Annotated in this window: 14 protein-coding genes and 1 pseudogene; 1 reads left to right on the top strand and 14 read right to left on the bottom strand. The window is 53.7% G+C overall.

The genetic code is table 11. The annotated features are described in order from the left end of the window. Positions 1 to 208: 208 nt before the first annotated feature. From ACGHP1_RS07470 to ACGHP1_RS07425, 10 genes and pseudogenes are all read right to left on the bottom strand, one after another. Positions 209 to 1,453, bottom strand: coding sequence for a glycerate kinase (locus tag ACGHP1_RS07470; RefSeq protein WP_390508764.1), 1,245 nt, complete (start codon positions 1,451 to 1,453; stop codon positions 209 to 211). A gap of 103 nt (positions 1,454 to 1,556) precedes the next feature. Beyond that, entirely contained in the window at positions 1,557 to 3,677 is a 2,121-nt protein-coding gene (gene rnr, locus ACGHP1_RS07465) for a ribonuclease R (protein ID WP_338428449.1), read from the bottom strand. A gap of 166 nt (positions 3,678 to 3,843) precedes the next feature. Continuing rightward, positions 3,844 to 4,095 (bottom strand): preprotein translocase subunit SecG, encoded by a 252-nt coding sequence (gene secG, locus ACGHP1_RS07460; protein WP_005937305.1) that lies wholly within the window; start codon positions 4,093 to 4,095, stop codon positions 3,844 to 3,846. Positions 4,096 to 4,197: 102 nt separating this feature from the next. Further along, on the bottom strand, positions 4,198 to 5,793 hold the full coding sequence (locus tag ACGHP1_RS07455; RefSeq protein ID WP_390508762.1) for a peptidoglycan D,D-transpeptidase FtsI family protein: 1,596 nt from the start codon (positions 5,791 to 5,793) through the stop codon (positions 4,198 to 4,200). Between the two features lie 129 nt (positions 5,794 to 5,922). Beyond that, a complete protein-coding gene (locus ACGHP1_RS07450; protein ID WP_390508760.1) occupies positions 5,923 to 7,077 on the bottom strand; it encodes a tyrosine-type recombinase/integrase in 1,155 nt (384 codons plus the stop codon). 106 nt (positions 7,078 to 7,183) lie between these two features. Continuing rightward, entirely contained in the window at positions 7,184 to 7,471 is a 288-nt protein-coding gene (locus ACGHP1_RS07445) for an excisionase (RefSeq protein WP_390508758.1), read from the bottom strand. 212 nt (positions 7,472 to 7,683) lie between these two features. Continuing rightward, positions 7,684 to 9,047 (bottom strand): annotated as a pseudogene (locus tag ACGHP1_RS07440) (VapE domain-containing protein). A 76-nt stretch (positions 9,048 to 9,123) separates the two neighbouring features. Next, positions 9,124 to 10,344 (bottom strand): hypothetical protein, encoded by a 1,221-nt coding sequence (locus tag ACGHP1_RS07435; RefSeq protein ID WP_390509811.1) that lies wholly within the window; start codon positions 10,342 to 10,344, stop codon positions 9,124 to 9,126. Positions 10,345 to 11,259: 915 nt separating this feature from the next. Continuing rightward, positions 11,260 to 14,568 carry a DEAD/DEAH box helicase family protein gene (locus tag ACGHP1_RS07430; protein WP_390508756.1) on the bottom strand — a complete coding sequence of 1,103 codons (3,309 nt, stop codon included), beginning with the start codon at positions 14,566 to 14,568 and terminating at the stop codon, positions 11,260 to 11,262. Beyond that, positions 14,568 to 16,577, bottom strand: coding sequence for an Eco57I restriction-modification methylase domain-containing protein (locus ACGHP1_RS07425; RefSeq protein ID WP_390508754.1), 2,010 nt, complete (start codon positions 16,575 to 16,577; stop codon positions 14,568 to 14,570). Before ACGHP1_RS07425 ends, ACGHP1_RS07430 begins: the two co-directional genes overlap by 1 nt. Positions 16,578 to 16,755: 178 nt before the next feature. Here ACGHP1_RS07425 and ACGHP1_RS07420 point away from each other — a divergent pair, with 178 nt between their 5' ends. Beyond that, entirely contained in the window at positions 16,756 to 17,058 is a 303-nt protein-coding gene (locus ACGHP1_RS07420) for a helix-turn-helix domain-containing protein (RefSeq protein WP_097783627.1), read from the top strand. Positions 17,059 to 17,107: 49 nt separating this feature from the next. Here the strand turns inward: ACGHP1_RS07420 and ACGHP1_RS07415 are convergent, their stop codons facing one another. The 4 genes from ACGHP1_RS07415 to groES form a co-directional block, all read right to left on the bottom strand. Then, positions 17,108 to 18,769, bottom strand: a complete 1,662-nt coding sequence (locus tag ACGHP1_RS07415) for a P-loop NTPase fold protein (RefSeq protein ID WP_390508751.1) — start codon at positions 18,767 to 18,769, stop codon at positions 17,108 to 17,110. A 67-nt stretch (positions 18,770 to 18,836) separates the two neighbouring features. After that, positions 18,837 to 19,052, bottom strand: a complete 216-nt coding sequence (locus tag ACGHP1_RS07410; protein WP_390508749.1) for a hypothetical protein — start codon at positions 19,050 to 19,052, stop codon at positions 18,837 to 18,839. 289 nt (positions 19,053 to 19,341) lie between these two features. Further along, on the bottom strand, positions 19,342 to 20,985 hold the full coding sequence (gene groL / locus ACGHP1_RS07405; RefSeq protein ID WP_223387776.1) for a chaperonin GroEL: 1,644 nt from the start codon (positions 20,983 to 20,985) through the stop codon (positions 19,342 to 19,344). A gap of 52 nt (positions 20,986 to 21,037) precedes the next feature. After that, positions 21,038 to 21,325: a co-chaperone GroES gene (gene groES / locus ACGHP1_RS07400; protein WP_005937287.1), complete on the bottom strand. Its 288-nt coding sequence runs from the start codon at positions 21,323 to 21,325 to the stop codon at positions 21,038 to 21,040. Positions 21,326 to 21,461 lie beyond the last annotated feature (136 nt).

Genomic DNA, 21,461 nt, shown 5'->3' with positions numbered 1-21,461 from the left:
TCTGTGCGGACAGCACCTTATTTTTTACCCATATAATCCATGATCCTGCAAGGCATTATTCATAGTGGTCATTTTCCAGATCACACACCACAAACCGGTCCACGATGCGGGCCATCCCGTGGAACATCTGTTCCGTAAGTTCCTTGCGGCGCTGCAGCTCCATCCGTTCCGCTTTCCGCTTTTGCAGAGAACTCCCGGTGGCTTTGTTCTATCCTTGATTTCCGATCAGCACCACGGCCACATCGTTGACATTCGTGCCGGTCGCGCCGGTGATGATGAGCCCATCCACCGCCTTGAGGGCACGGTAGGCATCGTTGTTCTGCAGCACATCGTACACGTTCAGCTGGTTCTGCGCCAGTGCCGCGGCCGTGCTGCCGTCCACATAGCCGCCCGCAGCATCGGTTGGGCCATCGGTGCCATCGCTGCCCACCGAAAAGACAGCTGCATCCAGCCCGGCGATCATTGGTGCTGCAGCAAGGGCCAGCTCCTGATTGCGCCCGCCCAGACCTGTTCCGGTCAGGTGGACGACCGTCTCACCGCCTGCAAGAAAGGCCAGCTTTTTGCCCTGCCCCGCGTGGGTGCGGGCTATGGAACCAAGGAAGCTGCCAGCCTCCCGCGCTTCACAGCAGAGCCTGTCGGTCAAGATCACCGGCTCATAGCCCAGCTCCCGGCAGGCGTTGGCTGCTGCGCTGCACAGCTCCCGCACGCTGCCGGTGATCTGCGTGGCAACACGGTCCAGCACCTTTGGAGTCTCCTGTGCCAGCAGAGCCTTGGCCTGTGCCGAAAGCTGCAGGTGATATTTTTCCGCAATGGCAAGGGCCTGTGCACAGGTGGAGGTATCCGGCACCGCCGGGCCGCTGGCGATCATATCCAGCGGGTCGCCCAGAATATCACTGAGCACGATGCTGAACACCCGCGCGGGCGCACAGCTCTGTGCAAACCGCCCGCCCTTGACCCCGGACAGGCGCTTGCGAATGGTGTTCATCTCCACGATATCGGCACCGCTGGCAAGCAGCTGGCTCGTGATCTGCTGCAGCTCTGCGCCGGGGATCAGCGGCTTCTCAAACAGTGCACTGCCGCCGCCGGACAGCAGAAACAGCACCGTATCCTCTGCCGTTAAGCCCTGCACCAGTTCCAGCGCTTTCCGGGTGGCGGCAAAGCCATTCTCATCCGGCACGGGGTGCCCGGCTTCGCAGCAGTCCACGCCGGGGATCGTGCCCTTCACGTGGCCGTATTTGGTCACGACCACACCGCCATCCACCCGGCCAAGAAATTTCACCGCCGCATGGGCCATCTGCCATGCTGCCTTACCGGCAGCCACCAGCAGCACCCTGCCGCCCTGCGGCCGGAAATTTTTCAGCGCGCGGCGCACCGCTTCGTCCGGCAGAACAGCGTTCAGGCTGGCACGGATGATGGCATCTGCATCTCTGCGCAGTGTTTCGTTTTTCAGCATGTCGTTCTCCCCTTTTCCATCGCTTCTTGTCCGCGGACAAAAAACACCTGTACAGTCTCTTCCTATGCAGGAAAACGCCGTACAGGTGTTCTGATCTTTTTGCTTACTTTGCGCTTGCCGGAGCAACCTCAAAGTCGATCTTGCCCAGGTTCACATCCGCACGCACAATGGTGATCATCATGGTGTCGCCCAGACTCCAGTTCTTGCCGGAGACGGGGTCGGACAGGCGGATGCCCTCGGTGAGCATGGTACCGGAGGGGGTCAGGCTGGAAGCCGGCACAAAGCCCTCCACGCCGTTGTCCAGCTCAATGAACAGGCCGCGCTGGGTCACGCCGGAAATGCGGCCCTCGTAGCACTCGCCCAGATGGCGGCGGGCATACTCGGCCTTGTAGCAGTCCTCAGCCTTGCGCTCGATCTGCATTGCAATGATCTCGCGCTCACTGGACTGCTTGCTTGCCTTCTCGGCAAAGTCGCTGTAGCGCAGCACCATGGTATCCTTATCCATGCCCTTGAGCTGGGCGGTCATGATGCGATGGATGGCCAGATCCGGATAGCGGCGGATGGGGCTGGTGAAGTGAGCGTAGTCCTTCAGCACCAGACCGTAGTGGCCCTTGGGCTTTTCCTCATACACAGCCTTGGACATGCAGCGCAGCATACCGGTATTGATGATCTGCTCATACGGGCCGCCGCGCACACCTTCCAGAATGGCGCTCAGCTCCTTGGGGGTGGGCACATCCTTGGCAAAGTGATCGTTGATGCCGCAGGCCTGCAGCAGAGTGTGCAGACGCTCCAGCTTTTCAGCATTGGGTTCCTCGTGCACACGGTACACGAAGGGGATCTGCTTCACGCGGGCAAAGTGGGCAGCGCACTGGTTGGCCAGCAGCATGAATTCTTCGATCATAGCTTCGCTCTCGCCGGAGGTGCGCTTTTTCACGTCGATGCAGTGGCCGTCCTCGTCGAGGATCAGCTTCACCTCGCCGCTCTCGATATCCATGCAGCCGCGCTCCTTGCGCAGGCGGGCACGGTGGCCGTACAGTTCCTTCATGGCGGGCAGCTGGCTGAGCACTTCATGGTACTTGCCCTTCAGCTCGTCGTCAGCACTGCCGGCCAGCAAGGCGTTGATCTCGGAGTAAACACCCTTGACGCGGCTGCGGATGACCGACTTGACAAAGCGGTAATCGATCAGGTTGCCATCCTTATCCAGATGCATCAGGCAGGAGAAGGCCAGACGCAGCACGCCCTCATTCAGGCTGCAGATGCCGTTGGAAAGCTGCTTGGGCAGCATGGGCACCACCTGATCGGCATAGTAGACGCTGGTTGCGCGGTTAAACGCTTCGTTGTCCAGTTCGCTGCCGGGCTTGACATAGTTGGAAACATCTGCAATGTGGACACCCAGCTCAAAACCGCCCTCCGGGGTCTTGGTCAGGCTGATGGCATCATCGATATCCTTGGTCTCAGCACTGTCAATGGTGAAGATGGGCAGGGCACGCAGATCCATGCGGCCCTCGGTGTCCTTTTCAGAGACCTCAGCGTTCTCCAGCTTCTTGGCTTCCTCACGAACCTTATCCGGGAAGCGGCTGCGGATATCCTGCGCATAGAGCAGGGCCTTTGCGCAGCGCTTTGCTTCGTCCGAGCTGCCAAACCGCATGGCAACGCCCACGCGGTGATCTTCCTGCCGATTGCCGCGCTGCAGGATCTCCACGGCCACCTTGTCGCCGTCCTTTGCACCGCCCTCGCAATCACGCATCATCTGCATGGAGATGGCCGGGCAGTCGTCCGGCACGAACTTCAGGCGGCCATCAATGCGGCGGGCAGTGCCCACCAGATCGTTCTTTTCTTCCAGAATGGCCAGGATCTCGCCTTCATCGCTGCCCTCCACACGGGGGTGCTCAAACTTTTCTACAAGCACCATGTCGCCGGGCATGGCACCGCGGGTAAAACGGCCCGGGATAAAGATATCGCTGGTGCCGTCCTCCAGCATGACAAAGGCAAAATTCTTGCCCAGTTTTACCACCTTGCACAGCAGAGCCTTGTCTGCACGGCCGGAGCGCACCGTAAAGAACACGCCCTGACGCTGGCAGATGACCGCCTCGTGCACCAGCTGATCCACAGCCTCCATCACCTTGCGGTCCGAGCCGCGGTCCCCGCCGAATTTGGATTTGAGGTCTTTGACGGTGCACGGCTGATTCTGGATCGCGTGCTCAATTTTATCGCGCATTGCCATAATATTTTTTCTCCTTGCTCTTCCATGGCCGCAGCCTCCAACGTGCCGCAGCGCTGCCAATCGTGGGCCAGCTGCCCCACCCTGCCCGGCGGTCAGACTGCCGCCGACATCCTATCATAACACAGAAAAACAGCCCCGTCCTTTACACGGGGCTGCACGAACCTTGTCAACCTGCCAGACGGCCTGCAAACAGACATGCCAGAATGGCAACCACAAAGAAAACAATACCTGCAATGCGGGTGGTCTTGGCCAGCATCTGATCAGCCGGGGTCAAACGGGCATTGTTTGCGCCGCCCATACTGCCGTTGATAGCACCGGAAAGGCCCTGACCGTGGGTGTGCTGCATGAGAGTGAGGAAAACGATGACGAGCGAAGCGATCAGCAGGATCACACCGCCAACAATTTCGATAACAGACATGGATTGAAACGCTCCTTTATTTTAATTCAACAAAAACTACGCAGAAATACAAATATATAGTAGCATAACAAGCGCAAAAAAGCAAGCAGAAACCGTGCATTTTTATGCCAGAAGGTCCAGCATTGCGCACAGCCGGGCAAAGATGGCGGCGCTGGAATGTTCCGTGCTCACCTGCCCGTCCTGCAGCACCACAATGGTGTAGCGCGGCTGCTGCGCCGGGTAAAACCCTGTGAACCACAAGTTTTTGCGTTCCGTGCCATCCGGTGTGAACTGCCCGGTCTGCGCGGTACCGGTCTTGCCGCCAGCCCCTTCTTCCAGCCAGGCAGCATCCTGTGCGGTGCCCTCTTCCACCACCTGCTGCAGCATTTTACGCAGGAGCGCTGCATTTTCCGCACTCATCACCCGCCTTGACTGCGGATGTGCAAGCGTTTCCAGCGGCGTACCGTCAGTTTCATCCACCGAGCCACACACAAAGAAAGGCGTGCGGTACACCCCGCCGGAAGCAATGGTGTTCATCATGGCGGCGATCTGTACCGGTGATGCCAGCAGACCGCCCTGCCCAAAGCTGAAATTTGCCAGCTGGCCGCTCTGGGCAAGCTCCCCGGCAGACGGCAGCTTTCCGGCATCGGCGTGCAGCGCACCTGCCACCGGCACCTCCTGCCCGAAGCCAAGCTGCCGAGACATCTGCAAAAGCGTCTCTGCCCCCAGCTGCTGCCCCAGCCGGATAAAATAGCCGTTGCAGCTTTTTTCCAGAGCCGCAGTCATGTCTACCGTTCCGTGCGGAACACCGCCTGCGCAGCGGAAGATCTGTCCATCCACCACCACCGCACCGGTGCATTCGTACTCCGGCAGGATGCCCTGCTCCAGCGCTGCCGCAGCCAGCACCGGCTTGAACACTGAACCCACAGCATAGCTTTCCAGTGCGCGGTTCAGGAACGGACTGTCCGGTGCATCCAGACTTGCGGCAAGGTCATCCGGGTCATAGCCCGGTACGCTGACGCTGGCGCGAACCGCAGCAGTGGCCGTGTCCAGAACCAGAATGCAGCCGCTGGTCATGGTGTCTGCGGCCACCGCTTCGGCGGCACGCTGCACCGGGCGGGAGATCGTCAGCTGCACGCCCACCGCACTGCTGTCCTGCCGGGTGAGCTGCGGTGTTTCCCCGGCCCGCAGCCGTCCTTGTGCTGTGACCGCGCACACCAGCGTGTCATGCTCCTTTGTCCCGGCCAGCTGGCTGTCCAGCGCCTTTTCCAGCCCGGCAATGCCGCGGCCTTCTGCATCCAGATAGCCGATCAGATGCTGGCACAGCGGAACTTCTGCGCAGCGCCGTGCCGTTGCAAAGCAGCGTATGCCGCGCCCGGAAAGGTCGCGGTCCACTTCCAGCAGAAACGGTGCGGAGCGGTTGCGGTTCCGGTACAAAAGTGCCTGCCCGGCACTGTCCGTAAATGCATACAGGCGTGTGTAGTTGTTTTCGCCCGGGAAGCAGAGGGCAAGATACCGCGTTTCCAGCCCGGTGAGAAGCAGGCCGCTGTGATCGTAAAAGCTGCCCCGCCGGGCAGGCAGCGAGAGCCGGACCGTGCTCTGCGCTTCGGCCCGGGCAGCATAGGTATGGTTCTCTGCCAGAAAATACAGGTGGCACAAAACTACCGCAAACCCCAGCAGAACAGCTGCATACAACGCCAATACCCGTTTGCCGGACATCTGCTCACCCCTTTTTGATAGAGTGGGCTGCATCTGTGGTTTCTATACAAAAAGAGACGGGGTCTCCGAAGAGATCCCGTCTCCATAAGGTACTTATTGAGTAAGCAATTCCGCTTCATACGTCGAAAATCACAGGTTGCCGGCGATCTGTTCAAAGGCTCTTTCAACCGATTCAAAGCTGCTGTGCGTGTAGACATCCAACGTCACACTGGCATTGGAGTGTCCCATCAGGTATTGCAGGCTTTTTACATCCAGCCCGGCCTGCTGAACATTGGTGCAGAAGGTGTGTCGCAGCACATGAGGTGTAATGCGCGGAACAGGTTTGCCGTACACCTTCTCAAACTTTCCCTGCACGCCACGCATATAGTTTTCCAAGTGCATTGCCACCTTCGGCATTCCGGACTTGTCCAGAAAGAGAAATCCGCTGCAGCCATCCACCAGCGCTTCCACTTTCGTGGACGCTCTGGCTTTTACCACACGCAACAGCGCTGCTCGAACAGTATCCGTCATGGGAACATTGCGGATACCGCTTTTTGTTTTCGGCGGTGTGACAAAGTAGGGCTTTTCAGCCGTCCGGCAAAGCTGCCGCCGGACATGGATACAGTGCCGTTCAAAGTCGATATCTGCTCGTGTCAGGCCATACAACTCACTCACACGCAAGCCGGTTCCCATAAGAATGACGATATCATCATAATAGTTGCCGCCATAGTCTTGAACGAATTGCAGATATTTCTCCTGCTGTTCTCTGGTCAGGGCATTGCGCACATAAGCGTCCTTCGGCACAACATCGGACAGCTTGAACTTGAATGGATTCTTGCGGATGATGTCATCCTCCACCGCCATCTCAAACGCCGGTCTGACAACGCTTTGCAGGATTCCTATGGTGTTTTGCTTGAAACCGCTGTCATGCAGAAACACGAACCAGCCTTTCGCATCGGACAATTTTACCGTTTTAATGGCTTTTTGCCCGAAAGGGTCAGCATGAATCCGCTTGACCGCTGTGTTGTACGACCGAAGTGAATTGGGTTTCAACCCACGTTTCAGGTTCATATAGCGGTCAACCAGATCAGCCACTGTCATCTCTCCGGCAGCATAGTCGATGCCGTCTGCCAGATCGCGCCACAGTTCTTCCTCTTTTTTCCGCAGCTCTGTCAGGGATTTAGCGTAAATACAACGCCGTTTCTTGTGGATATCGGTATAACGATAGTCGTAGGTGCCGTTTGCTCTCTGGCTTTCGCCATCCTTCAAAACACGGCCCTTGCTATCCTTGCGCTTTTCAGGCATTTAGAAGCTCCTTTCTGTGAAAAGCGCATATAGGGGTTAATTTTAGTATACCATACCGACCATGCGATTTCCACCGATATCGAATAGAAAAGACGTTGCATCATTCTCAAATAGAATACGCCTGCTCGATAAAGTAATCAAACAGACGGCGCTTGATCAAACGCTTGTTACCCACCCAAAGGACAAATTTGCACTTATCCTCGTTGGTGATCTCACGCAGTTTATTGATGCCAATGCCGGAATAAGCCGCAGCTTCCTCCAGCGTTAAATTGCTCTTTTCCCAAATCGGAACTTGTCGGGACTTGGTCCCTCCATCTTGCTGATGCAAGACCGTTCCGTCGCTTGAAGTCTCCACCGGGGACTTCATTGCTTCGCAAACGCGAACTTCCTTCATAGGCAGACCTCCAATTCCTTGTAACCGAACGCCTGTAACCGGGCAGGAAAACTCTCTTTTTCTGCACACAGGGCATCCGGTCGGCTTTATACTTTTTCTTATCTTTTTAAGGTTACATGGTTACAGAAAGAGGAAAACACAGTAGCCATGCGGCCTTTGGACTGTAACGGAAGTGTAACCGAATCTGTAACCAGACGTGTAACCACTGTTCATCAGAAGGGAAAGCCCAGCTGCTTAGCTTCTACATCCGTTATTTCGGAGAAATCTTCAGCCCCGGTTTCGGGGCTGGTTACGCGCTCCCAGCCTTTCTGAACGCCGTACTTCGGGTAACGCTTGGCGGTCTTGTGCGCCTGCCAGCCTTGAATATCGCCGCGCGAAATTCCCGTGTTCATGATCTCACAGATAGCGCGGGTCTCCCACTCTGCCGGGATATTGGTGTTGCCCAGTGCTTCTGCATAGAGCTGCTTGGAACACACCCGGTCACCTGCGTAGTCCTCCAGAAAGGCGTAGATCATGCCCGCCTGTGCATCCTCCTGCATGAAGTCCTGCTGGTGGGCTTGCAGAGTTTCCTGCATGGCAGGGCTGAACGCCAACTTGTAGTTGCCGCTGTTGTAGATGGTCATGGCTTCCGCCCAAAGCTGGTCGATATAGGTGCGGGATTCGACTTCGTTGTCCAAAATGTGAACTTCAGCCAGTTCCGCATCCACCGGGATGGGAATAAAGCGGCGGTTGCCTGTGCGGTCACGGGGCAAAAAATCCTGCCGATTGGTCGTACCGGCAAAGACGCACTGGCGCAGACGGTCGGCAGGATGGGTCTCGTAGGGAACTTTATAGGTTTCCTTCTGCTTACTGAGAAAACTCTTGATTTCCTCGATGCTTTTGGCATTGGCGGTGGCGATCATCTCCGACATTTCGATGATCCAGTGACCTTGCAGTTTGCGGTACACGTTGTCATCGTCCAGCCGCCGCAGGTCATCCGAGAACCACTCATCCTTGACCGCCAGCAGTCGAAAAAAGGTGGACTTCCCCGGGTCTCGCCTGTCGGCTCGGTCGGTGCTTCAAAATGCCTGCAGCATTTTGAGGTCGCCACTGGCGACCCGCACCCTTGCCCGCCCACCAGACAGAGCATGGTTTCAAATTTACATCCCGGCTGGAACACCCGCTTGATGGCTCCCAGCAGGAAGATCTTTATGGCTTCGCAAGTGTATTCGTCCTCTGCAGCACCGAGAAAGTGGTGCAGGACGTGAGCTATCCGCTCTGTTCCATCCCATTTCAGGCCGTTCAGGTAGTCCCGGATGGGGTGGTAACGGTTCTCGTTGGCAACGATGCGGATAGCGGATTCGATCTTCTTTTCGCTGGAAATACCGTATTTCTCCATCCGGCGCAGAATATACTTCATGTCGGTATCGTTCAGCGTCTTGCCAGAGCGGGGCCAACCTACAGGCTTTACAATGTCGATGCGCTCGCTCAACAGGTTCAGCCGGATGGCATCGGCAAGCACATGGTCGTTCTGCAAAATCGTGATGCAGTTTTGAATCGTCCGCTGGATCTCTCCGTTGGAGTGCTTGGTCAGCATTTCCTTCACATCTTCAACGGTTCGGGGAGCACGTTCTTCGTTGACTTCTTTGCTCAATAAACATCACCTCGTACTATTATTGAAAACGATTTTCTGACTTTTCGGCGGTAGGCGGGACAGATGGCTTCCGCTGTGCCTGTTCTGCCTGCAAGCGATTCAGCAGTTGCAGAACGGAATCCCGTGCTTTCTCCTTGACCTGTTCCTTGCCTTTCTGCCGGACATCCGGTCTCAGGAGCTTTTCCTGCAAGCAAGTAGCAGTAATCTGCATGGTCTTGAGGAACTTGTCCAGCACGGTGTCCAAACGGTGAGCGGCGTACTCTCTCGTGGCCTGCGGAGCTTTGCGTTCCGGGGACAGCACCCACTTCTTCGTGTCCTCGATCATCCGCATATCTTCCTTGCGGGTCTCGGTGCGTACCACGTCCGTCACGACCTCCACCGCCTTGTCATAGGCCGCAGCCGAAACATTTTCCAGCAGGGTCTCCATATCCGAAACTTTCAAGGTCAATTCGTCCAGCTTGCTTTGCTGGGCGGTAAGCTGCTCCTTCTGCTTGGCAAGGATGAAGTCCTGTTTTTCCAGATATTTGCGGTTGCCGTATTCCGCTTCTTCCTCCAATTCCAGACCATGCCGTTTTGCAATCTCGAACAGCATCTTTCGGCAGGCGGCATCAAAGGTGATCTTGCGGTTGTTGCGGCGGCTGAGGGGCTTGTCTGGGTCGGGCAGGTCGAAACCCAATGCTTCCAGTGCCTTTTCCTGCTGAGGAGCGATCTCGCCGTACTTGTTTTCGCAGTCGAACACATGACGCTCATGGATGTGGGGTGTGCTTTCGTCCAGATGCAGTGCCCAGTCCAGCAGATGAACATGAGTGCCGAAGCGCTCATGAAATTCGGACATAAACTCTGTCACCACTAAAACCAGGTCTTCCACCGATGCGTGTTCGTCCAACGTTCCGAACTGGTAGATGGTTTCTTCCGGGCAGGTTTTCTTACCTGCAAGCAAGTCCTCTATGGTTCGATTGCGCTCGGTGTGGCGAATCTTCGCATTGCGGGCGTTCTGGTTCTCCACAAAGTGAGCGTAATGGATTTCATAGAACATCTTCTCCACATCGCTGAATGCGGCAGTCTGTTTATCCTTGTCGGATGCCGAACGGATGCCATGATAGCAGTCCCAGTAGATGTTACCTTTAGCTCGTTCCGGGTCAATGTGCTCGCTGTTGGAAAGGTTGAAACTGCGGTCGTTGTGCTTGGGGTTGTAAGTGCCGTGGGTTCCGGCTCGTCCGTTGTGTCGTGTTAATTTCAGATAGACATCCCTCTTTTCCTGTATTTTTGTGTACGGCCACTCATGCTATTAGATCACAAGAGTAATACAATTCTTCCAAGCTAAGGGTCTCGCATTTCAAGACCGTGTCTTGAAATCTTCTCTCGGAATCGAGAGGTAGTCCTTTCAGAAAAGGATTTATGTGGTTGTCATACTGCAAAGAAAGTGGCCTATCGCTCCTTCCCTCAGTGGGAGATCATGGCGTTTGTCGCTTTCTGCTTAGAAGAGTTTGCTTCTGCTCTGCAAGAAAAGTATAACAGAGAAACTCATACTCGAACAGGAACTGTGAGTTCCTAATTTTCGGTGAAAGTAGGAAACATCGTTCCCATTTCTTGTTGCATCGCTATTCTTTCTTTGCGGAAAATCACTAAGATGCTGCATCTCTGCAATTATTATAGCACCTGAAATCACTAAAGTCGTGGGCTTCGTAGGCCTATTATTGGCCCCCTAAGTGAACCTGTTTTGATTACTTTTTCCTGATTTTAGTATAAGGTTTAGCGGGAGCTTCTTTCATTTCAACAGCTTGCCGGGAGAGAACGCAGCAGCGGAGCTGCTGGATCTGCCGCCGTTTTGCGCCAGATAATACCCAGTAGGATATGACGCACAGCGTCATATCACTGGGCAAGGCGTTCCCCCTTGACTCCCTTCAAAGGGCTGCGGTCTCGCCTGTCGGCTCGGTCGGTGCTTCAAAATACCTGCGGCCTTTTGAGGTCGCCACTGGCGACCCGCACCTCTGCACTCTTGCTCCGGACAAGCTGTCCTGAACGGACAGCTCGTCCGGCTCCGATGTAACTAGAACTGACAAATTCGTCCGTTTTCGTAATCGTATAGCACAAAAAGGCGGCCATCTGCACCCATGCAGACAGCCGCCTTTGGTTTTATGCCGTATTCTATTGGTCAATCTCTGAAGATCTTATCCAGTTCCCTTTCCATGGTGCCCGCCTTGGCAAATTCCAGCGTATCGGCCTGACGGATATGGTGGGCGGTGATGCCGTGACCCTTTGCAAAGCCCAGAATGTAGCTGATGGCAATGCGGTAGATAATTTCGGTGGGGGCAAGCCCATAGACCTGCTTGGCAAAGATATGTTCCAGCCGGGCGTTATCGTCCGGGAAGGCTTGCCGCATCTTCTCGCTGCGGTAAAGGCGCTTGACGATTTCCGTAATGTACAGGCCGGACTTCATGTAGGGGTCCAGGAAGGTTTTTCCGGGGTCATCGAAGCAGCCGGGATTTTCCTGTTCCAGCAAGTCCACCATCTTTTTCACCACCCACTTGGGGGTGAAGATCTGGTTGGTTTTCTGGGGCGGGATGTAATCGAAGATATCCTCGGTGCGGCTCTCGTCAAAGTAATCTGCCAGCTTGAGCTTCAGGTTCAAAAACTCCTTCACCGAATCGTCAAACACCACCGGGTCGAACAGGTGGCCTGCAAAATGTTCCTCCTGTCCGGTGGCTTGGTTGATGTACGGCCCGCCGTCCCGCAGAAAGCGGAACTGTTCCAACGTGATGCTGGTGACCTCCTGAAAGACCTTGTCCGGGATGATTTGGTCAAAGTTCGCCAGCGTCACGCTCTCGTCGCCGTAGGCCATGAGGAAGGACGGGATGGTGCGGGAAAAGCCCCGCAGATGGTCACGGACGGTGTCCTCGTAGCCCTTTTTCTCCTGCTCCTTCTGGTTGGTCTCCACGGTGCGCACGATGGTCTGCTGCATTTCCTGCGCCGTCTGCTGGATGGTGGTTTGCAGGGTCTCCATCAGGGCGGCGGTGCTCTGCTGCTGCTTTGCGTCAAACTCCCGGTTCACCTGCTGACGCTGCTGGGCAGTGGTGCAGCCTTGCAGCTGCTGGGTACGCTGGGTCTCCAACTGGCTCTGATCGATGCGGTAGTTGTCCACTACCTTGTTCACCGCTACGTCCATTTTGGCCTTGGCGGCGCTCTCAAACCGCTTCTGGTCGGACAGCTTCAGGTCGCGGCCATACTCCTGCTTTGCCTGCTCCACCATGGGGGTGATGATCTCCTTGGTGATGCTCTTTTTCAGAGGTTCCAGATGCTCTTCTTTGGCAGGAGCCGGGGCATCGGTGAGGTCTTGCAGGGCGGTGTCCAGTGCCGGAGTGCTTTCGTAAATTTTTGCCCCGAACACATCCGCCGCCTTGCCGATGACGTAGCCCTCATCCAAATCCACCTCGCCCTTGTCGTTCAGGGAGAGGTCTGCGCCGGTCTCCGGGGTGATCTGGATGGGCTTTGCCTTTGCCTCGCTGATGGGCTGGAAGTTTTGCAGAATGTCCAGCACCTCCTGCGGGGCACTGAACACGTTGGAAATGTTCTGGAACAGGAAGTTGCTCTGGAACCCCATCCGCACCACTTCTTTGGACTTGATCTTCCGGGGGATGCTGAGGACTTTTTCCGCATCCAGCGGGATCATCTCCCCTTCCTCGTCCTCGCCGATGACCGGGAAGAAGTTGAGCAGATTCTGGATGTGCGCCTTGCGCTCCTCGGTGTCGCCCTTGCCGCTGGCGGTGTCCTGTGAAAGGTCGTTGGCGAACCGTTCATAGATCAGCAGAGTGCGTGCAGGGTCAAAATCGAACACATAGGCGTTCTCTTTGCGGCGGAAGGTGCCGTTTTCGTGGAAAAGGCAGGGGTTCTGGGCACGGAACGCTGCCTGCATATACAGCGCCGGGCTTTTCACGTTGGAGAGCATCAGCACCGCCGACCACTCCGGGATAGTCACACCGGTGGTCAGCTGCCCCACCGACAGGGTGATGGTCTTTTCGTGGTGGGCGATGGCGGCTTTTACCCGGTCAAAGCTCTTCTGGTTCTCGTCCGTGTCGTCCAGCTTGCCGTCACCGGCGGCAAGGATCACCTCATAGTCCCGGAATACCGGGTGCGCCTGCAGCTTTTTCGCCAGCGCTCTGGCGCTGTCCACCCGGTTCAGCAGCCAGAAGGTGTGCTTCAGTTCGGCACGCAGTTCCGGGGTGGAAAACGGAAATTTGTTCTGGGTGGTCATGGCATCCAGAAAGCGGTCCACCTCGGCCTCATGCTCAAAGCTGCCATTGGGCTTCACCTTAAAGAACTCGTTCAGGTCAAAGGCAAATTCCTGCGTTTCGCCGTCGATCTCCACGCCCTGCTGAATTTCGTCCCGGATGATCTCGGACATCTGGTAGGTGTAGAGGTTGAGCATGGGGAGGTTGGCATAGGGGTTCTGCTGCCCCGGTGCGCCCTGCCAGTTCCGCTTGGCGGCCTGCTCGTCGGCGTAGGTCCAGTTGAAGATGGCATCCCCGGCAAACTTGTCATTTGCCAGCGCCTTGAAGGGCGTGCCGGACAGGTGCAGCGTGAAGCGGCGGCGGATGCGGTCAAAGGCAAGGTCGGTCTTGTAGGTGTCCACGCCCTCGTGGGCTTCGTCGATGACCAGCACATCCCAGTTCAGCTCGGTCAGGTGGCGCAGCTTGTCGTACTCGCCGCCGAAATACTTGGAGCCTTTCATATCCTGCAGGCTGACGAACTCAATGCGCTTATACAGTTTCTCGCCCTGTGCGGCGGCATCCAGATAGCCCTGCTCGTCCAGCACATGGGGCTGCCCGGCAAGGGCATCCACATGGCTGACGAACAGATAGCCGGATTCCCTGCCCAGAAAGCGCACATAGTCGCTGTACCAGCTATTGGCGATAGCAGGGCGGTTGGTGACGATAAGCACCGTCTGTGCATCGACCTGCTTGCAGAAATCGTAGACGGAAAGAGTCTTGCCAAAGCGGGGCTTGGCGTTCCAGAGGTATTCTCCGCCGGGGTGGCTCTGGTAATAGATTTTAGTGTCGCGGACAGCCCTTGCCTGTTCTTCCCGCAGGGTGTAGGCGATGGCGGCATCCAGCTGCACCCGGCCCCGGTTCATGCGGAAATCCTGAAAATACCGCCGGGACTGCTGCCCATCCAGATGGAACCACTCGTTTTTGCGGTCGTTCTCCACGTTCAGCTTGCGGAGATAGGCGTGGAAATCGTGGTCGGTGAACACCTCGCCGCTGCCGTCATCGTAGACGGCATTGCCCCGCCACTCCTCATGGTACAGCACATCGGCGGTGTGGGTCTGCTGTTTCAGGCGTTTGTCCACCGACTGCTCGGTGTAGCCGATCTTCGTCCAGCCGTTGTGCCGGGCAATTTCCGGGGTGGTATAGGCGTAGATCATGGGCACCACCTGCCGGGCAGTGCGCAGGGTTATGCCAGCCATTATGCCATCTCCTTTACATGAGTCTCGATAAATTCGATCTCGTCAGCGGTCAGGTCGTATTTGCGGTAAAGCTGCTGGTCGATTTCCGCCACCGACTTGCTCCAATCAATGTCGGAATGGGCGGTAAAATCTTGAAGGGGAACCATGCGCCATGTATCGCGGTTATTATCCTGTGTAATTTTCAAAATACCGAGCATAGTCCGACAGAATTTGGACTTTATGTACTTTAATGCGTTTTGCGCTTCTGCTTCCACTTTGAAAGAACCAATACCGATAAATGTTTGTGTATACCCTTCATTCGGCGCTTCTACAACTGGTGTACTCAGTACTTCACCCAAGTTGCCTGAACCATTTACTCTTGCAACCAGCACCTTCCATTTTTTCAGATTTTCATGTTCTGTTTCCGCATATTTTTCCGGAATATACATCCAAACACGCTTGTTTTTGCTTACGCCAAGTACTCGAATGTCGCCTTTGTTCTGACGTTCTTCTGTGAAAATCGACACCTTTTCGAAAATATTGTTTCTGAAACGCTTATCCCTTCCTTCGCTTCCAATGACCGCTCTATATTCGGGATGGTCTTTATATAACTTTTCCAAATCAAACTTATTTTGAATATAAATGGTCTCCATCAAACTTTTAGCTTCACTTGCGGGTGCAGCTTTTTTCATAATGCTATTAAGTTCTTCATAAGGCGTAAATACTTTGATAGCACCATAGTTTTTGTTTTTATCCCGATAAGAAATTACAACACCGCCTTTAATTTCTGTATTGGTAAACATCACACTCGCATCAGATTCATAGTGTAAAACCTTAAAGTGCGGGTCACTCAACATCTTCTCATTCCATGCCTTCGGCGTAGAGCCAGCATTGAACAGAAAGCGTGCCGGATGAATCATCTCTACTTTTTCTGCTATCTCATAAGACGCATCCAGAAACTTGTTATATACTGGCGGTGCAAACGTTCCATTATCGCCAAGGGTTTCATCCTGATACGGCGGGTTTCCGATGACATAATCAAACTTCATGCTGGTACTCCCTTCCTGAATGGTTTCAAAGTTCTGGGCGGTTCCATGGCTGCCCTTGCGCCAGTTTTTCACTTTACAGGATACCGTGGGCGGCTGCGGCTCTGCCGCCCCGAACATGGAAAAGAGGTCAAGCTGTTCTGTCTCCGGCTGGGGCTTGCCGCCGGGCACGGACAGGTGCAGGCCGTCCATTTGCCACAGGTTCCAGCTGATGATGTTGGCGATAGGCTGTAACTCTTCTTTTGTGGGTTTGCATTGCCAGCGGGCTTGCAGATGCTCTGCATAGGTCAGCAGGAGGTTGACCCGCGCCAACAAAAGGTTATCGCCCTGATACTCGTAGCCGTAGGTGGACTGCACCGCATGGGTGGCATATTTGCGCCACTCTTCCTCTGTGGCGGCATTCTCGCTTACCACCCGCAGCTTGCGGTCCAGAATGCCAATGCGCCGGGCTACCGGGATCATCTCGCCGGTGGCGGCATCGTAGCGGGACGCCAGAAAGGGGGCTTCGCCGCAGGTCACCTCCAAGCGGCGGCTCTGCACATACTGCACCCATGCCGGGGTCTTGCCCTTGCAGGCCGGGAACTGCACCGGCGTTTCCACCGTCTGCCAGCCTTGGGGCAGCTCCACCGTGAACTGCCCGGCGCTCTCCTCTGCCCCCAGCCCACGGAACCAGTCGGCGTCCAGTGCGTTGTTCATCTTGTTGCAGACCCATGCTGGGCTGAACACCTCGCCTTTTTTGCGGGTGCGCTGCTGCTGGGTGTCGGTCTGCTTCATCATCCGGGGCAGCACCACCTCGTAGTGGGTCAGCCCGAGTTGCTGGGTGGTGATCTGGGATCTATCCGTGACAGGTTCGTACATTACCGTTTGCAGCTCCTCCGGCGGGTCGGTGGCCCAGATGATGTTTTTACCGGTAGATTTATCTTTTAGTAGCGTATCCAGCACCGCCTGCACTTCCGGTGCGTGAAAGTCGATCAGTTGTTCCAACGGGGTATTCCTCGCTTTGCCTTAGCGTTGCGGCGGAAGTGATAATGTTCTTAGCGCTTCCCGCCAATACTAACAATAATATTATCACTTTTATAGCCAATTCACAAGAATTTCGGCGCTTTTTGCCAAAAGTAATAAGATTCTCTATACTTGAAAGCAAAGAAGGGTGGTGCGCTAGATGATTGGTGAGCGGCTGGCAGAATTACGAAAGCTGAATGGTGAAAAGCAACAAGTGTTAGCAAAAGCTCTTAGTGTTTCGGTTTCTACTGTCCGCAGTTGGGAGCACGACAAAAGTTCTCCTGACCATTCAACACTGGTTGCAATTTGCAGACGCTATCATACTTCTTCTGATTTTCTGTTAGGTTTGTCCGATTACGATCCCTCCGACAAAGCCCGCCTCCAGCGCCAGCGCCTGACCGAAGAAGAACAAAACGAGATGCACCGCTACGAAGAATATTTGCTCTGGAAACGCAAAAAATAAGCCGCCCAGCGAGACCGTAAGGTCGCTGGGCGGCTGTTTTGTATATAAACTAGTTGTCTTCTCGAATTTCTTTCAAAATGTCCTCTGTTCGTTTTATTCCCATTTTACTAAAGTCAGATTTCAAACTATTATAGCATTTTTCAAGTTTTTCTTTATCATGTAGATATAACAAGGTCATAACATTATAACAGACCATTTTTTTGGTTTTTGACATATTATCAACAGGGAACGAATTTCTTTGATACAAGGGATCAATTTCTTCATCAATATAGCGATGCATCTCTAGCGTTCCTGTATACCATTCTTTAAGCCAATACGAATACTCATATGCAATTTCTTCGTCTAGGATACCACCAAGTTTCTCGATATATGTTCTTATAATTTCTTTTTTCGTTTGTTTAAGTACTTCTTCATATATATCACGAATTTTTTCTGTTGCGCCATGGAATTCATCGCTATTGTAATAGTCCAATGGACTTCTTTTATCGCTTCTGTTCTCACATAAAAACATGTTTTTTAAAACATCTCTGTAATATTCAATAAGTTCGTCATCATCTTTTTCCAACACCTGAAACCAATAATCATATTCCCCTGCCAACTGCGTCAATTCTACACTATTTGATGCTTCATGTAATTTTGCTTTCCAACTTTGAATGTAAGTCTCTATCTCCTCATCAGTTTTGTAATAATTTGCTTTATCACCGGCTTCCTTGAATTTTTGATAATGTTTTTGAAGGGTTTCTTCACTAAGCATCTTAGAGCTTTTAAAATAGTTATAGATATCATCCAATAATGCACCACTAGATTGAAGATGTACATAGTTTGCGAGTCGGACATTTAAATGATTGCTCAAGATATGCCCATCTTTCCGGTATCTGCTGTTAGTATTTTCTTTCTCTGTTGAATCGTTTTTATAGTATAACTTATCTACATCTTCTACAACAACAGCAAAGCAGAGCATCTTTACTTCATTCATAAATTGTTCGTTTTCTATTTTCAGGCAATACTGTTTCACATCATTATAAAAATTTTGAGCCTTTTGCAATGTTCTCAAATTTTTTGCTTTATGATGCATCAAAAAGGCATCAATAAATTCTCCATCTATTCCATACACTCCCCACTTAATCGATGCCGAGTGTTCCGTTACCTCAAAGATACGATCAATAGTTTTTTCTTTATACTTATTGAACGTAGTTCTTTCATTTTCATGAATTTCATTTGAATTGGCAATAAGAATAACCTTAATATAGTTGGACTGCTTTAGTTCCTCAATCACTCCAAAGAGTTCCTCTAAATCCAATCCAGCCTTTCGGCGTTCCAAATCGTCAATGACGATAATTCTGTTCTTTTTAAAATTGCTTGCTGTAACCGCAAATAGTTCTCTTTCAGATATCGCTTGTGCAAGTGCACCATTCAAGTTTGCAACCTCTGCGCAAAAATTACCGGCCGCTTTGGCAAATCCTTTTGCCCCGCTTGCGATTTTCCCTCCATGAGAAGTACGCAATGCCAACTGAAAAAATGCTTCGTGGTATATTTTTTGAACGTCATCCATTCCAAAAAGTGAGATAAAGCATGTTCTGTCCTTCATATCCTCCAGTGCTTTTCTTACCATGTAAGACTTACCAATTCCCCAAGCGCCATCAACTAAGATACATTTATAAGATTGCTTATCAATATTTCGAATGATATTTTCAACATAGTCAGCATTCATTGATTTCACCTCACACGAAAAGAAACTACTTTTATATCATTGTTGCAGTATGCTTCTTTAGCCCATCTCACGTTCTGATGCTACGATACTGCTCGTCCATTTCCTTTACGTTGTAGTCCATCAGGCCGGGAATCCCCATTTCGCCGCCGCATTTGTTGCAGAAAGCAGCCGTGATTTCAAAAGTATACTCCTTTTCCCAGATGGTCTGGTTGATTTTGATTTTCTTCAGGGTGTAGTTTGTTTCTCTGCGGCATTCTGTGCAGAAGTCTCTCTGGTTTTCCACGGCGGCACGCTCCCTTCCGGTTTTACATTCTTTTTTATTATTGTATCCATACCTTTGTTTTTCGTCAACAATAAAGCCGCTGACAGTCTGCCGCTCGCAGAATCCATCAGTGGGTTTCATGAGTCTTCAAATCCCCTAGACGCAAAAAATCGGCACCCGCTTTTCAGCGAGTGCCGATTTTGTTACCCTATAGTGCGCTTTGATTTTTGGCGTAAGTGGCGTAAGTTTGGCGTAAATCCGCTTTTGCGCGCTCCAAAAATCAAGGATTCATGCGGTTTTTTGGCAGCTATTAGTACATGCCGCCCATACCGCCCATGTCACCGCCTGCAGCAGCGGGTGCAGCAGGGGGCTCCGGCAGATCAGCGACCAGGCTTTCGGTGGTCAGCACCATCTCAGCGACGGAGGCTGCGTTCTCCAGAGCGGAACGGGTGACCTTGGTGGGGTCAACGATGCCAGCAGCGATCATATCGTCCACAAAGACCTCGTTCTGAGCATCAAAGCCGTAGTTGGGCTTGTTGGCAGAGATGATCTTGTCGATGATGACACTGCCTTCCAGACCGGCATTCTTAGCGATCTGGCGCAGAGGAGCTTCCAGAGCCTTCAGAACGATCTTGGCACCGGTGCGCTCGTCGCCTTCCAGCGTGTCGCACAGCTCACGCACAGCGGGGATCGCATTGATAGGAGCAGTGCCGCCGCCAGCAACAACACCTTCCTGAACAGCAGCCTTGGTTGCGTTCAGAGCATCCTCGATGCGCAGCTTCTTGTCCTTCATCTCAACTTCGGTAGCAGCGCCGACCTTGATGACGGCCACGCCGCCAGCCAGCTTTGCCAGACGCTCCTGCAGCTTTTCACGGTCGAAATCGCTGGTAGCGGCCTCGATCTGGCTGCGGATCTGAGCGATGCGGGCTGCGATGGCATCCTTATCGCCTGCACCGCCAACGATGGTGGTGTTCTCCTTGGAGACCTTCACCTGACGGGCATGGCCCAGCATCTGGACGGTAGCATCCTTCAGCTCATAGCCCAGATCGGAGGAGACCACGGTGCCGCCGGTCAGGGTTGCGATATCCTGCAGCATTTCCTTGCGGCGGTCGCCAAAGCCGGGAGCCTTGACAGCGCAGACGTTCAGGGTGCCGCGCAGGCGATTGACGATCAGAGTGGACAGAGCCTCGCCCTCAATGTCCTCAGCCACGATCAGCAGTTTCAGACCGTTCTGCATCACCTGCTCCAGCAGAGGGACCAGATCCTGAATCACGCTGATCTTCTTATCGGTGATCAGGATAGCGGCGTTGTCCAGATCAGCCACCATCTTGTCGGTATCAGTGACCATATACGGGGTGAGGTAGCCGCGGTCGAACTGCATGCCTTCCACGATCTCGTTGTAGGTCTCAGCGGTGGTCTTGTTCTCCTCAATGGTGATAACGCCATCGGAGGTGACCTTCTCCATAGCCTCGGCGATCAGACGGCCGATCTCGGGGTCGCCTGCAGAAATAGTGCCGACGCGGGCGATATCGTTGCTGTCCTTCACCTTCTGGCTGTGAGCCTTGATGGTCTCAACAGCCTTGGCAACAGCCTTGCTCATGCCGCGGCGGATATCCATGGGGTTTGCACCGGCGGTGACATTCTTCATGCCCTCGGTGACCATGGCCTGTGCCAGAACGGTTGCGGTGGTGGTGCCGTCGCCTGCTGCGTCGTTGGTCTTGGTAGCGACTTCACGCACCAGCTGTGCGCCCATGTTCTCGAACTCGTCCTTCAGCTCGATCTCCTTGGCAATGGTCACGCCATCGTTGGTGATGACCGGTGCACCGAACTTTTTGCCCAGCACTACATTGCGGCCCTTGGGGCCCAGGGTGATCTTAACGGTGTTTGCCAGGGTATCGATACCGGCACACAGTGCCTTGCGGGCATCCTCGCCCTGCTTGATCTGCTTAGCCATAATCAAATCGCTCCTTTAAAGCTCAATTTTCAAATATCAGAGGGGAAACCGCTCAGTCCTCAACGACTGCCAGGATATCGCCCTGACGGACGATGGTGCACTCTTCGCCGTCCACCTTGACCTCGGTACCGGAGTACTTGCTGGTGAGGACCTTGTCGCCGACCTTCACAGTCATCTTGACTTCCTTGCCGTCCACAACGCCGCCGGGGCCGACAGCGATGACCTCAGCCACCTGGGGCTTTTCCTTAGCACTGCCGGTCAGGATCAGACCGCCCTTGGTGGTCTCCTCAACCTCAACAGCCTTAATGACAACACGGTCTGCAAGAGGAATGATCTTCATAGTTCTTGCCCTCCTATAGTAAAAATATAATTTAAAACTTTGCTGTGTCCAAAGGGCCCCATGTCGGCTCTTTGGTTCTTTAGCACTCCATTTCTCTGAGTGCTAAGTGTATTGTACTCATCTTGACCCAAAAAAT

This window comes from Faecalibacterium sp. i21-0019-B1, from assembly GCF_042852915.1.
In the GTDB taxonomy this organism is placed as follows: domain Bacteria; phylum Bacillota; class Clostridia; order Oscillospirales; family Ruminococcaceae; genus Faecalibacterium; species Faecalibacterium taiwanense.
The sequence above is the reverse complement of the archived record's forward strand: the minus strand, read 5'-3'. Positions and strand labels throughout refer to the sequence as shown.